Consider the following 12180-nt stretch of genomic DNA (forward strand, 5'->3'; position numbering starts at 1 on the left):
GAGGCCCCCAAAGCCACTACAAAATCTGCCTATACCACTATCACCGGCTTTTGCCCCAACGCCACAGAACCTTCGCACAGCCTGCCTAGCATGGCCCCCATCGCTTCGATGAGGACTCGCCATGAACCACGTCACCCCGGGCGCACAGATGAAAGTGCGCGGCATCCACAAACGCTTCGGTGCCTTCACCGCGCTCAACGACGTGTCCCTGGACATCGCCGCTGGCGAGCTGGTGTGCCTGCTCGGCCCCTCGGGCTGCGGCAAGACCACCCTGCTGCGCTGCATCGCCGGCCTGGAACGCCAGGACCGCGGCACCCTGTACATCGGCGACCGCGACATCTCCGAGCTGCCGCCCCAGGCCCGTGACTACGGCATCCTGTTCCAGTCCTACGCGCTGTTCCCCAACCTTACCGTCGAAGCCAACATCGCCTACGGCCTGACCGCCAGCAGCCGTGACCAGGTGCGCCAGCGTGTCAGCGAGATGCTCGAACTGGTCGGCCTGTCGGGTAGCGAAAAGAAATACCCCGGCCAACTCTCCGGCGGCCAGCAGCAACGCGTGGCCCTGGCTCGCGCCCTGGCACCCAAGCCATCGCTGCTGCTGCTCGACGAGCCGATGTCGGCACTCGACGCCCGGGTGCGCGAACACCTGTGCACCGAGCTGCGCCAGCTGCAGCGCCAACTGGGCATCACCACGCTGATGGTGACCCACAACCAGGACGAAGCCATGCTGATGGCCGACCGCATCGCCGTGATGAACAACGGCCAGGTCGAGCAGTACGCCACCCCGCAGGCAATCTACGACCAGCCGGCCACGCCGTTCGTCGCCGAGTTCGTCGGCCAGGGCAACTGGCTGCCGTTCCAGCGCAGCAGCGACAGCCATGCCCAGGTCGGCAGCATGAACATGCGCCTGGCGGCCAACGCCGGCCATGCCAGCAGCGGCCGTTTGTTCTGTCGCCCCGAGGCGATCACCGTGAACCCGGTGGTGCACGAGGAAAACCTGTTCCCGGCCAAGGTCCGCGAGATCACGTTCCTCGGCAACCGCTGCCGCATGAGCTTCGAGCTCAAGGCCCTGCCGGGCCATGCCCTGCTCGCCGAGCTTGCGCCAGAAGCCATGCCGCGCCTGGGCTCGCAGGACATCTGGGTGGCCCTGCCACCGCAGAGCCTGCAGGTGTTTGCCTGAGATGGCCGCGCCCATGACCCTGCCCCTGAACAGCGCCAAGGCCGCGCCGCGCAGTGGCGTCGCCTTCGGTGACCGGCTGTTCGTCGTTGGCGGCAAGAGCCTGCTGCTGATCCTGCTGGTGCTGGCGGTGCTGATGCCGTTGCTGGCGATCTTCTGGAAAGGCTTCAGTGCCGATGCCGGCCAGGGCGGCGGCCTGGTGGCGGCCCGCGAGCTGTTCGCCAGCGCCAACTTCCACTGGCTGCTCGGCAACAGCCTGTCGGTGGCCTTCACCGTCGCGGCCATCGTCGTGCCGCTGGCCTACCTGTTCGCCTATGCCCTGCAACGCACGCTGATCCCGGCCAAGGGCCTGTGGCGCGGCATTTCCTTGCTGCCGCTGCTGGCGCCGTCGATGCTGCCGGCCATCGCCCTGGTGTACCTGTTCGGCAACCAGGGCCTGCTGCGCGGGCTGCTCAGCGACAACATCTACGGCTTCTGGGGCATCGTCCTCGGCGAGGCCATCTACACCTTCCCCCATGCCCTGATGATCCTGCTGTCGGCGCTGTCGCTGGCCGATGCCCGGCTGTTCGATGCCGCCTCAAGCATGGGTGCCGGGCCAGCCCGGGCCTTCTTCAGCATCACCTGGCCGGCCACCCGCCAGGCGGTATTCGCCGCGTTCTGCCTGGTGTTCACCCTGACCATCACCGACTTCGGCGTGCCCGTGGTGGTCGGTGGCGACTATCAGGTGCTGGCGCTGGAAGCCTACAAGGCGGTGGTCGGCCAGCAACAGTTCGGCCGCGGCGCGCTGATCGGCATGGTGCTGCTGGTGCCGGCCTTGTTGAGCTTTGCGGTCGATGCCTGGCTGCGCCGCCGCCAGGGCGATGCCATGAGCGGCCGGGCCCAGGTGTTCGAGCCCAAGCCTTCGAGGCTGCGCGATGCCTGCTTCCTGGCCCTGGTGTTGCTGGTGTGCGCGGCGTTGCTGGCGGTGATCGGCATGGCGGTGTACTCCTCGCTGGTCAAGTTCTGGCCCTACAACCTGTCGCTGTCGCTGAACCACTACCAGTTCGACGACACCGCCGGCGGCGGCTGGCTGGCCTACCGCAACAGCGTGACCATGGCCCTGTGCACCGCGCTGATCGGCAGCGTGATCATCTTCAGCGGCGCCTACCTGATGGAGAAGACCCAAGGCCAACGCCTGCTCAACCAGGCCCTGCGCCTGCTCAGCTTCATCCCCATGGCCGTGCCTGGCTTGGTACTGGGCCTGGGCTACGTGTTCTTCTTCAACCTCAACGGCAACCCGCTGCATGTGTTCTACGGCAGCATGGCGCTGTTGGTGGTGTGCACCATCGCCCACTACCTGACCACCGCGCAGATGACCGCCACCACCGCGCTGCGCCAGCTCGACGGTGAGTTCGAAGCCGCCGCGCTGTCGCTCAAGGCGCCGCTGTACAAGCACTTCATGCGCGTCACCGTACCGATCTGCCTGCCGGCGCTGCTGGACATCATCCGCTACCTGTTCGTCTCGGGCATGACCACCGTGTCGGCGGCGATCTTCCTCTACAGCCCCGACACCATCCTCGCTGCCGTCGCCGTGCTGAACATGGATGACGCCGGCAACGTCGGCGGCGCCGCCGCCATGTCCACCCTGATCCTGCTCACCAGCGCCGCCGCTTCGCTGCTGCTGGCCGCGGCTTCACGCGGCCTGCTGCGCCGCTCCCAGGCCTGGCGCCAACGCGCCCCCGGCCATTGACCGACTGCCCACAACGATAGGAACCGCACCATGTTCAAGCCCCTCGCACTTGCCGCTGCCGTATCCGCCGTGTTCAGCCTGCAGGCCTCGGCTGCCGCCACCCAGCTGACCGTCTACACGGCCCTTGAGGCCGAGCAGCTCAAGAGCTACAAGCAGGCCTTCGAGAAGGCCAACCCGGACATCGAGATCAAGTGGGTGCGTGACTCCACCGGCATCATCACCGCCAAGCTGCTGGCCGAAAAAGACCGCCCGCAGGCCGACGCGGTGTGGGGCCTGGCGGCCTCCAGCCTGGCCATCCTCGACCAGAACGGCATGCTCGATGCCTATGCGCCCAAGGACCTGGGCAAGATCTCGCCGAATTACCGCGACGCCGCCAACCCGCCGGCCTGGGTCGGCATGGACGTGTGGGCTGCGACCATCTGCTTCAACACGGTTGAAGCCGAGAAGCAGGGCCTGAGCAAGCCGCTGAGCTGGCAGGACCTGACCAAGCCCGAGTACAAGGGCAAGATCGTCATGCCCAACCCGGCCTCGTCCGGCACCGGCTTCCTGGATGTAAGCGCCTGGCTGCAGACCTTCGGCGAGCCCCAGGGCTGGGCCTACATGGACGCCCTGCACCAGAACATCGGCCAGTACGTTCATTCCGGTTCCAAACCGTGCAAGCTGGCCGCTGCCGGCGAGTTCCCGATCGGCATCTCGTTCGAGTACCCGGCCGTGCAGCTCAAGCGCCAGGGCGCGCCGCTGGACATCGTGCTGCCGAAGGAAGGCCTGGGTTGGGAGATCGAGGCCACCGCCGTGATCAAGGGCTCGCCGAAGGCCGATGCGGCCCGGCGCCTGGCAGATTTTTCCGCCAGCCCCGCGGCGATGGAGCTATACAAAGAGAACTTCGCCGTGCTCGCCGCACCGGGCATCGCCAAGCCTCAGACCGAGTTGCCGGCGGACTACGAGCAGCGCCTAATCAAGAACGACTTCGCCTGGGCCTCGAAGAACCGCGACGAGATCCTCAGCGAATGGCGCAAGCGCTATGACGGCAAGTCGGAGAAAGTCGCCCAGCAGTAAGTCTGGTGGGGCCTCTTCGCGGGTGAACCCGCTCCCACAGGTAAAGCGCGACCCCTGTGGGAGCGGGTTTACCCGCGAATGCGTCATGACAGGCAGCGTTGAATTCAGCCGGAGCAAAGTTTGATGCCTTCGATCGACCAGATCTTCGCCCTCTACCAACACCACGGCAGCGCCGACTACATCGGCGAAGCCATCACCCAGCTCGAACACATGTCCCAGGCCGCGCAACTGGCCATGGCCGAAGGCTACGACGACGAAGTGGTGCTGGCGGCGTTCTTCCACGACATCGGCCACTTGCTGGGTGAAGGCGAAGCCAGCATGGGCGGCTTTGGTGTGGCCAGCCACGAACGCCTGGGCGCCGAGTACCTGCGCCGTGCCGGCTTTGGCGAGCGCATGGCGCGCCTGGTGGAGTACCACGTCGAGGCCAAGCGCTACCTGACCCTGCGTAAGCCGGGGTATTACGACCGGTTGAGCGAGGCCAGCCGGCGCACGCTGGGGTATCAGGGCGGGGTGATGAGCGATGCCGAGGCGGATGCGTTCGAGGGGGATCCGTTGTTTGCGCTGAGCCTGCGGATGCGCGAGTGGGATGAGTTGGCCAAGGAGGTCGGGGTGGAGGTGATGGACCTGATGGTGCTGAAGCAGAAGGCCTTGGCATTGCTCTGAGATTTTGATGGCCTCACCGGCCTCTTCGCGGGTAAACCCGCTCCCACAAGTTTATGTGCAAGCCCTGTGGGAGCGGGTTTACCCGCGAAGAGGCCAGCCCTGCTGACTCAAATTTGTAAAACCAACGCCTCCAGCTGCTCCTGGCACTCCGGCTGATTCACCTTGGCCCCCGGATTAAGCGTCGACCACTGCGGATGTGCCCGCGCCTTGCTCAGCGCCTCGGGCAGCTTGCCTTCGCGCCAGGCCTTCTGGTCCAGTGCACCCAGGCGAATGCTGTCCTGCGCCGCATGCCCGCGGCGCTCCAGCGCCACCATCAACTGCTGCTGACGCAGCGCCAGCAGGCGCAGCACGGTGTCATCCACCGTCAATTCCCGTTGGCCCTTGAGCTTGCCCATCAACCGCGCGCCATAGTTGCGCGCCGTTTGCAGCGCGCCGCCGGCAATGGCCCCGGCCAGCGCCGCGGCGCCCAGGGTCAGGCCGCCGACCAGCAGATCGACGCCGGCGCCGGCCGCGGCACCTGCCGCCACCCCACTGCCCAGGCGCACGCCCAGCAACTTCAAGGTTTCCGGGTTGAACAGGTCATCGCCCCAGCGGCCATCCAGCAATGGCAGGTCACCGGCATCGGCATCTTCGCGGCGGAAGGCATAGAGCTTGAGCAGCGCCTCGACACAGCGCTGCTCGCGCTGGCGTACGTCACGGCGCAGGGCTTCGATGGCATGGGCTTCGTCGGCGGGCTCGACACTGCGCCGGCAGGCAGCGCAATCGAGCAGCAATTCGGCGATCAGGCGTTTGCCGCTGTGCTGGCGGGCCAGGCGCTGCGCCTGCTGGTCGTCGATCAGCCGCTGCAGGGCCGGGCGGGCCTCTTCCAGCAGCAGGGCGAGGCTTTCGTAGAGGCGCCGTTCGCCGTCTTCCGGTGGGGCCACGCTGTCAAACCGCACCAGCGCGTGCAGGCCCAGCCGCGCCAGGGCCTCGCGCCACTCCGGCTCGCGGTGCTGCTGGCTTGCGACGAAGTTGAGCACCGGCAGCAGTGGCTTGCCGCAACCGGCCAGCACCTCAAGCTCGTCGCGGTACTTGGCCAGCACCGGCTCGCGGGCGTCGATCACATACAGCCCGGCGTTGCTCGCCAGTAACTGGCGCAGCACCTTGGCTTCCTGTTCAAAGCGTTGGCGCGCCTCGCTGCCCTGGAGGAAGCGCTCCAGCCGGGCCGGGCCGTCCAGCCGCTCGCCAGGCCGCTCAAGGCGTTCGAGGTAGTCGAGCAGGGCGATGGCGTCTTCCAGGCCGGGAGTGTCGTACAGCTCCAGCAGCGGCTCGCCGTCCACCGACAGGCGCGCGCCTTCGACATGGCGGGTGGTGCTGGGGCGGTGCGAGACCTCGCCAAAGCCGACATCGCGGGTCAGGGTGCGCAGCAGCGAGGTTTTGCCGACGTTGGTGTGGCCGACCACGGCCAGTTTCAGGGGCTCAGTCATGGCCATGCTCCAGCCAGGTCAGCGGCGAGGTGTCGGCGTGGGGCAGGCCCAGGCGGTCGAGGGCGTCGTGCCAGTCGCCCAGGCGTGCGGCATCCAGCGCCTGGCCGGGTTGTGGCTGGAGCAGCCAGATGCGCGTGGCGCCGGCATTGCGCGCCAGCTCCGCGAGCAGCGCCAGGCTGCCACGGTCCGGTGAGCGGCGCGGGTCACAGGCGATGGCCAGGCGCGCCGGGGGGAAGCGGCCAAGCTGTTCGAGCAGTTTGTTGCGCGATTCGCGGCTGTCGAGCACGCCGGCGTTGGTCACGCCCTGTGGCAGGGCCGGTGGCCAGGGCTGCCGGTCGTCCAGCTCCAGGCCCACCAGCAGGGCGCCGCTGCTGCCGCTGTCCAGTTGCCCGGCTTCGAACTGCGGGAGCGCTTCTGGGGCTGCGTCCTGTACGCCGATCCGCTCGCTGCGTGGCATCAGCGCTTCACGCAACTGCGCATAGCCGGGCAGGTTGAGGTCCAGGGTCAGCCGCCCGCGGCCCTGGCGCCAGCGCCACAGGCACAGCGCGGCCAGCACCAGGCGCGGCAACAGGCCGTACACCAGCACCACGCCGAGCAGCCAGCTGGCCCAGGCCTGGCGGGCCAGGTCGAGGGCCGGCAGGGTGTCGCCGCTGGCGCGGATCATTGCCTCGTCCGGCACGGCGAAGCCCAGCAACGAGGGCAGGGCGCCGAGGGCGTGGGTGAGGGCGATGAAGGGTTCGGCGGCAAGCAGCGTGGTTTCCCAGACGAAGCCGTAGCGCCGGGTCGCCAGCAACGCCAGCAACATGCCCAGCGCCGCCAGCATCGCCAACAGCCACAGGCCATGCACCAGGGCACCGAGCAGCCAGCGGTTCAGGCGCTGGCGCTGCAACAGCACCAGCAGCGCCGGGGCCAGTTGCGCGGCCTTGGCATCACGGGCCAGGCGTTCGCTCAGCCACAACCACAGGCGGCCCAGCGTTGCGCCCTGTTCGCCGGCGTAGCAAAAGCCGATGGCCCAACCGACCAATAGCACCAGGTTGAGGCCGAGCAGGCTGCCCAGGGCCCAGAACACGTTCACCGGGCGCTGGCCGTCGCCCAGCGCCGCCAGGCCCAGGCCGGCGCCGCTGAACACGGCCAGCACCATCAACGCCATCAAGGCCAGGCGGGCGCCTTGCTTCCAGTGGCGCAGGGCCTCGGCCATACGATCGCGTTCGGCCAGCCACAGGGCGCGGGTTTTGACGCGGGTGGCCAGGTCGCCACCCTGCTGGCGGGCGCGGCGGTTGGCTTCCTGGTCCTCCAGGGGGCCGGCGTGTTCTTCGCGCAGGCGCACCGCTTCGGTGAGCCAGTGTTTGTCCAGTTCAGTCAGTGCAGTCACAAGCTCGTCCATTGCACAGGTCAGGGCGCAAGCATAACCCACGTGCCCGGTGCTATCCTCGCCGCCATGACTACCTCACTCCCCCTCAGCCTGATCGCGGCCCTCGCCGAGAACCGTGTGATCGGCATCGACAACACCATGCCCTGGCACCTGCCGGGGGACTTCAAGTACTTCAAGGCCACCACCCTGGGCAAGCCGATCATCATGGGGCGCAAGACCTGGGATTCGCTGGGCCGGCCGTTGCCGGGGCGGTTGAACATCGTGGTCAGCCGCCAGCCTGGGTTGCAGCTGGCCGGTGCCGAAGTGTTCGCGTCGCTGGAAGCCGCGCTGGTCCGCGCCGAGCAGTGGGCCCGGGAGCAGGGCGTCGAGGAGCTGATGCTGATCGGCGGCGCGCAGCTTTACGGCCAGGCGCTGGAAAAAGGGTTGGTGAGCCGCATGTACCTGACCCGGGTCGAGCTGTCGCCCCAGGGCGATGCCTGGTTCCCCGAGTACGACCCGGGGCAGTGGCAGCTGGCATCGAGCCAGGCCCAGGCCGCCGAGGGCGATGGCCCGGCCTACCATTTCGAGGTCTGGGATAAACGCTGATCAGCAGCAATTGCGAATTCGTCTCATCTTCTGCTAGCGTGCGCACCTCTTGAGACCTAGAGCCAGGATGCGCCGTGTCTTCATGGAACAAGCAGATCGCCCGGCTGTTCACCGAGCACAAGAAGGCCCTTGAGGCCTTCGTGGCCCGGCGCACCGGCAATGCGCAGGTGGCCGCCGACTTGACCCAGGAGTCCTTCCTGCGGTTGGCGCGGCTGCCTGCCGACAAGCAGATCGACAACCTTTCGGCTTTTCTGTTCACCATCGCCAGCAACCTGGTGCGCGACCACCAGCGCCAGGCCATTCGCCGTGAGCGCCTGGACGCCGGCGAGCCGAGCGAGGAGCTGGCCAGCGAAGCCCCCGCTGCCGAAGACCAGTTGGCCGCACAGCAGGAGCAAGCCTTGATGCAGGCCGCCATCCAGGCCTTGCCCGAGGCGACCCGGCACATCTTCCTGCTCTATCATGTCGACGGTTGCACCTACCGCGAAATCGGCGAGCGCATGAACACCACGCCACGCAGCGTCGAGTACCAGCTGCGCAAGGCGCTGCTCGACTGCCGTGCCTTCATCAAGGCGCAGCTGGCCGGTGACCGGGGGAGGCAACGCCCATGAGCCAAGATCCCGAGAGCACGATTGCCCCCATGAGCGACATGCCCGACAGCGAGCAACTGTTCGCCGAAGCCACCGCCTGGTACTACCGCCTGCAAGCCGAGGATGTCACCGCGGCCGAACGGCAGGCGTTTGCCGACTGGCACCTGCAGGGGCCGGAGCAGGCCCAGGCCTGGGCCGAGGTGATCGCCTTGCTGGGCGCCCTGCAGGCCCCGGCCAGGCGCGTGCGCGAGCAGCAGCGCGGGCAATGGCGCACAGCGCCACGGCGTGCCTGGCCCAGGGTGGCAAGTGCTGCCGCCGCCGTGCTGACGCTGGGGCTGCTGCTCAGCCAGACGCCCTGGCTGGACCGCTGGCGCGCCGACTACGCCACCGCCACCGGCGAGTCGCGCAGTGTCCAGCTGGCCGATGGCTCGCGTATCCAGTTGAACACCGACAGCGCGCTGCAGGTGGAGCTGGCCCATGGCGAGCGGCGTGTGCACCTGTTGCGTGGCGAGGCCTGGTTCGAGGTGGCCCGTGACCCCGACCGGCCCTTCGTGGTGCGCGCCGGCGACGGTTGGGTGAAGGTGGTCGGCACGCAATTCAGTGTTGCCCTCGAGGGCGAACAAACCCGTGTGCAATTGGCCCAGGGCAAGGTGCAGGTGCGTGCGGGGGAAAGCCCCGGGGTGTTCCTGGCGCCGGGGCAGGCGGTGGAATACGCGGCCAATGGGCCGGGGGCCATTCACCCGTTCGAGCCGGGCCGGGCGTTCGCCTGGCGGCAACGGCAACTGGTGTTCAGCCAGCAGCCCCTGGCTGAAGTGGTGGCCGAGCTGAACCGCTATTGGCCGGGCCAGACCCTGGTGCTGGGCGATGCCCTGCGCCAGCGCAAGGTGTCCGGGGTGTTCGAGATCGACAAGCCGGAAGCCGTGCTCAGGGCCCTGACCCACACCCTGGGTGTCCACGCCGAGCAATACACCCCTTACCTGCGCATCCTGCGCGAGGGTTGAAAAAAGTTTCGGGGATTCCCGCGAGTCCGTCGTCCTTGAATGAGCAGGCGCAAATAATAAGCACTCTCAGATAGTGCAGCGCCATTCAATGACTTGGACGATTTCGGGGAGCTCCACTGATGAAGATTACCGCCACTCGGACCGTGCTCGGCCTGGCCATCGCGCTGGGCAGCGCAGGCCTGGCCGTGCCGTTGCAGGCGCAGGCCGCAGCGCAGGCACAGGTTTACCGTTTCGAGATCCCGGCGCAGTCGCTGGACTCGGCGCTGGCGGCCTTCAGTGCAGTCACCCGGGTGCAGGTGCTGGTGCCGGGCGAGTTCACCCAGGGCCTGCGTTCGTCGGGCCTGAATGGCAGTTATCCACAGGACCAGGCACTGGCCAGGCTGCTGCAGGGCACCGGGCTCAGCGCCAGCGTCATCGACGCCGACAGCGTCACCCTGGAGCGCCAGCGCGCGGCAGGCGACACCTCGATGCAACTGGGCGCAGTCAAGATCGACAGCAGCGCGCTGGGGGCCACCACCGAGGGCAGCGGCTCCTACACCACGGGTGCGCTGACCATCGGCAAGGGTGAGCAGAAACTCAAGGACATTCCCCAGTCGGTCTCGGTGGTTACCCGCCAGCGCCTGAACGACCAGAACATGAACAGCCTGCAGGACGCCATGCGCCAGGTGACCGGGGCGACGATCAAGAGCTACAACAGCGGCTCCAACCTCAACGATGTGTACATGCGCGGCTTCCTGGTCGACCAGGTGCAGGTGGACGGCGTTTCGCAGCTGACCGGGCAGGGCGACATGGCCACCAGCTTCGACCTGGCGATGTTCGACCGGGTCGAAGTACTGCGCGGCCCCTCCGGCCTGTACCAGGGCGCAGGGGAGCCGGGCGGCACCATCAACCTGGTGCGCAAGAGTGCGCTCGGCACCTTCGGCCTGAGCGGCGAGCTGTCGGCCGGCAGCTGGGACCGCTACCACTCCACCGTCGATGTCACCGGCCCGCTGAACAGCGACGGCAGCCTGCGCGGGCGTTTCGTGACCGCCTACGAGAACAACCAGTCGTTCGTCGACCATGCGCAGAACGAGCGGCCCATGGTCTATGGCCGCCTGGAATACGACGTGACCCCGGCCACCACGCTGTCCCTGGGCGGTGCCTATCAGCGCAACAATTCGACGCCGGCGTTCGGCCTGCCGGCCTATGCCGACGGCAAGCTGCTCGATGTGAGCCGCTCGAGCTTCGTCGACGCCAAGTGGAACGAGCTGGACGAACGCGTTTGGGAGGGCTTCTTCGAGGTGGACCACGCGCTGGACGATGGCGGCCAGTTCAAGACCTCGCTGACCTACCGCGATGCCGAGACCCCGACCCGCAACTTCACCTGGACCGATGGCGCGGTGGACAGGGCGACCGGCGCCAGCTCCGCAGTGGCCTACGCCTACTACACCCACATCAAGACCCTCGGCCTGGACAGCTTCGTGACCTTGCCGGTGGAGGCCTTCGGGCGCAGCCACGAACTGACCGTGGGCGCCGAATACCAGCACCTGGACAAGGACTTCACCTACGGCGGCCAGGAGTACTTCGACATCAATGTGTACGACCCGGGCAGCATCAACATCCCCAAGCGCAACTACGAGATGGTCAACGGCAACTGGGTCAAGTCGCAGCAGTACGGTGTCTATGGGCGCACCAAGATCAGCGCCACCGACTGGCTGGACGTGATCCTCGGCAGCCGGGTGACCTGGTTCGAGAGCGAAGGGCGTAACGCCAATGCCTTCTTCGACAACTTCACCAACACCGAGACCAACATCGACCGCAAGGTGATCCCGTACGCGGCGCTGGTGGCCAAGCTCACCCCTGAGCTTTCGGCCTACGCCAGCTACACCAGCGTGTTCAAGCCGCAGACCGACGTGGACGCCAGCGGCAAGCCGATCGACCCGCGCGAGGGCGAACAGTACGAGCTGGGGCTCAAGCGTGAGTTTCTCGATGGCCGCCTGAACGGCAGCGTGGCGTTGTTCCGCATCTATGACGAGAACCGTGCGCAGGCGGTGGAGCGCAGCACCTACTTCGAGGCGCAGGGCAGGGTCCGTAGCCAGGGTTGGGAAACCGAGCTGTCCGGCAACCTGACCGACAACTGGAGTATCAGCACCGGCTACGCCTTCACCATGCTCAAGTCGATGAACGAAGAGAACTACCAGGGCATCAGCATCACCCCCAAGCACAACTTCAACCTGTGGACGCGTTACGAGTTCAAGGATGGGCCGTTGGACGGTTTCAGCGTGGGTGGCGGTGTGCGGGCGGTCAGCCAGACCTATTACAAGCGTGACGTGGACTTCGTCCAGGGCGGTTACAGCGTGGCCACGGCGCAGCTGGGGTATCGTTTCAACAAGCACCTGTCGTCCACGCTCACGGCCAACAACCTGTTCGACCGCAAGTATTACGAGCGGGTGGACAGTGCCTGGGGGTCGAACTTCTATGGCGAGCCGCGCAACCTGACGTTGACGTTGCGGGCCAGTTACTGACTTGAAGCCTGGGGCTGCTACGCAGCCCTATCGCCGGCAA

The 12180-nt window shown here is 67.1% G+C and carries 10 protein-coding genes; 8 read left to right on the forward strand and 2 right to left on the reverse strand.

Annotation, left to right across the window (positions count from 1 at the left end; translation table 11 throughout):
- Positions 1 to 121 precede the first annotated feature (121 nt).
- The 4 genes from ACQ4N9_RS04010 (at position 122) to ACQ4N9_RS04025 (ending at position 4625) form a co-directional block, all read left to right on the forward strand.
- Entirely contained in the window at positions 122 to 1180 is a 1059-nt protein-coding gene (locus ACQ4N9_RS04010) for a putative 2-aminoethylphosphonate ABC transporter ATP-binding protein (RefSeq protein WP_390968157.1), read from the forward strand.
- A 1-nt stretch (position 1181) separates the two neighbouring features.
- Positions 1182 to 2906: a putative 2-aminoethylphosphonate ABC transporter permease subunit gene (locus tag ACQ4N9_RS04015; protein WP_390968158.1), complete on the forward strand. Its 1725-nt coding sequence runs from the start codon at positions 1182 to 1184 to the stop codon at positions 2904 to 2906.
- 30 nt (positions 2907 to 2936) lie between these two features.
- Entirely contained in the window at positions 2937 to 3962 is a 1026-nt protein-coding gene (locus tag ACQ4N9_RS04020) for a putative 2-aminoethylphosphonate ABC transporter substrate-binding protein (RefSeq protein WP_110992123.1), read from the forward strand.
- A 123-nt stretch (positions 3963 to 4085) separates the two neighbouring features.
- Positions 4086 to 4625 (forward strand): phosphonate degradation HD-domain oxygenase, encoded by a 540-nt coding sequence (locus ACQ4N9_RS04025; RefSeq protein ID WP_390968159.1) that lies wholly within the window; start codon positions 4086 to 4088, stop codon positions 4623 to 4625.
- 107 nt (positions 4626 to 4732) lie between these two features.
- Here ACQ4N9_RS04025 and ACQ4N9_RS04030 read toward each other — a convergent pair whose 3' ends face one another.
- Complete coding sequence (locus ACQ4N9_RS04030; RefSeq protein WP_390968160.1) at positions 4733 to 6091, reverse strand: GTPase/DUF3482 domain-containing protein; 1359 nt, start codon at positions 6089 to 6091, stop codon at positions 4733 to 4735.
- Entirely contained in the window at positions 6084 to 7475 is a 1392-nt protein-coding gene (locus ACQ4N9_RS04035) for a DUF2868 domain-containing protein (RefSeq protein ID WP_390968161.1), read from the reverse strand. The genes ACQ4N9_RS04030 and ACQ4N9_RS04035 overlap by 8 nt, the downstream gene beginning before the upstream one ends.
- 54 nt (positions 7476 to 7529) lie before the next feature.
- On the opposite strand from ACQ4N9_RS04035, the gene ACQ4N9_RS04040 reads away from it, so the two are divergent.
- From ACQ4N9_RS04040 to ACQ4N9_RS04055, 4 genes are all read left to right on the forward strand, one after another.
- Entirely contained in the window at positions 7530 to 8048 is a 519-nt protein-coding gene (locus tag ACQ4N9_RS04040) for a dihydrofolate reductase (RefSeq protein WP_390968162.1), read from the forward strand.
- Positions 8049 to 8122: 74 nt separating this feature from the next.
- Positions 8123 to 8656: an RNA polymerase sigma factor gene (locus tag ACQ4N9_RS04045; RefSeq protein WP_125465951.1), complete on the forward strand. Its 534-nt coding sequence runs from the start codon at positions 8123 to 8125 to the stop codon at positions 8654 to 8656.
- The gene (locus tag ACQ4N9_RS04050) at positions 8653 to 9636 is read left to right on the forward strand and encodes a FecR family protein (protein ID WP_390968163.1); all 984 of its coding nucleotides are present in this window, start codon (positions 8653 to 8655) and stop codon (positions 9634 to 9636) included. Before ACQ4N9_RS04045 ends, ACQ4N9_RS04050 begins: the two co-directional genes overlap by 4 nt.
- A 119-nt stretch (positions 9637 to 9755) precedes the next feature.
- On the forward strand, positions 9756 to 12140 hold the full coding sequence (locus tag ACQ4N9_RS04055; protein WP_390968164.1) for a TonB-dependent siderophore receptor: 2385 nt from the start codon (positions 9756 to 9758) through the stop codon (positions 12138 to 12140).
- Positions 12141 to 12180: the final 40 nt, after the last annotated feature.

This window comes from Pseudomonas sp. ES1, assembly GCF_050586605.1.
Taxonomy (GTDB): Bacteria; Pseudomonadota; Gammaproteobacteria; order Pseudomonadales; family Pseudomonadaceae; genus Aquipseudomonas; species Aquipseudomonas sichuanensis.

Coding starts and splice junctions, on each gene's coding strand:
- ACQ4N9_RS04055 (WP_390968164.1), top strand. CDS start 9,756: ATGAAGATTACCGCCACTCGGACCGTGCTCGGCCTGGCCATCGCGCTG.
- ACQ4N9_RS04040 (WP_390968162.1), top strand. CDS start 7,530: ATGACTACCTCACTCCCCCTCAGCCTGATCGCGGCCCTCGCCGAGAAC.
- ACQ4N9_RS04035 (WP_390968161.1), bottom strand. CDS start 7,475: ATGGACGAGCTTGTGACTGCACTGACTGAACTGGACAAACACTGGCTC.
- ACQ4N9_RS04010 (WP_390968157.1), top strand. CDS start 122: ATGAACCACGTCACCCCGGGCGCACAGATGAAAGTGCGCGGCATCCAC.
- ACQ4N9_RS04020 (WP_110992123.1), top strand. CDS start 2,937: ATGTTCAAGCCCCTCGCACTTGCCGCTGCCGTATCCGCCGTGTTCAGC.
- ACQ4N9_RS04025 (WP_390968159.1), top strand. CDS start 4,086: ATGCCTTCGATCGACCAGATCTTCGCCCTCTACCAACACCACGGCAGC.
- ACQ4N9_RS04050 (WP_390968163.1), top strand. CDS start 8,653: ATGAGCCAAGATCCCGAGAGCACGATTGCCCCCATGAGCGACATGCCC.
- ACQ4N9_RS04015 (WP_390968158.1), top strand. CDS start 1,182: ATGGCCGCGCCCATGACCCTGCCCCTGAACAGCGCCAAGGCCGCGCCG.
- ACQ4N9_RS04030 (WP_390968160.1), bottom strand. CDS start 6,091: ATGACTGAGCCCCTGAAACTGGCCGTGGTCGGCCACACCAACGTCGGC.